Annotated in this window: 2 tRNA genes and 1 rRNA gene; all 3 read left to right on the top strand. The window is 41.1% G+C overall.

Features of this window, described 5'->3' with window-relative positions:
* Nucleotides 1–123 precede the first annotated feature (123 nt).
* The 3 genes from rrf (at nucleotide 124) to JMM81_RS22710 (ending at nucleotide 534) form a co-directional block, all read left to right on the top strand.
* Nucleotides 124–240 (top strand): 5S ribosomal RNA (rrf, locus tag JMM81_RS22720).
* 10 nt (nucleotides 241–250) lie between these two features.
* Nucleotides 251–326, top strand: a tRNA-Val gene (locus tag JMM81_RS22715).
* Between the two features lie 132 nt (nucleotides 327–458).
* Nucleotides 459–534 (top strand) — tRNA-Thr (locus tag JMM81_RS22710).
* The last annotated feature ends 21 nt before the right edge of the window (nucleotides 535–555 follow it).

Genomic DNA, 555 nt, shown 5'->3' with positions numbered 1-555 from the left:
GGTATTGGATTACAACGGTATCTCGTTCTTCTTCTACATTATCTAGTTTTGAGAGAATAATTTTAAAAAAACTCTTGAAAAAAAATAAAAAGATAGTATAATAATACATGTCTTTAAAAATAGTTTGGTGACGATAGCGAGAAGGTCACACCCGTTCCCATACCGAACACGGAAGTTAAGCTTCTCAGCGCCGATGGTAGTTGGGGGTTCTCCCCCTGTGAGAGTAGGACGCCGCCATGCTATTTAAAATGGAGGATTAGCTCAGCTGGGAGAGCATCTGCCTTACAAGCAGAGGGTCGGCGGTTCGATCCCGTCATCCTCCACCATATTACATTAAGATGACCTAGCTCAATTTGTAGAGAATCGCAGCATCCTGAAAAGGATACAATTTACGAAAAAACCAAAGAGTTTTGGAGCACAAGACGACAATAATAATTTAGGAAACTAAATAATATTATGCCGGCCTAGCTCAATTGGTAGAGCAACTGACTTGTAATCAGTAGGTTGGGGGTTCAAGTCCTCTGGCCGGCACCAGTTTTACCTTTGAATCAATAA

It is taken from the genome of Bacillus sp. V3B (assembly GCF_024494465.1).
Classification (GTDB): domain Bacteria; phylum Bacillota; class Bacilli; order Bacillales; family Cytobacillaceae; genus Bacillus_BD.
This window is presented reverse-complemented; position numbering and strand designations above follow the sequence as displayed.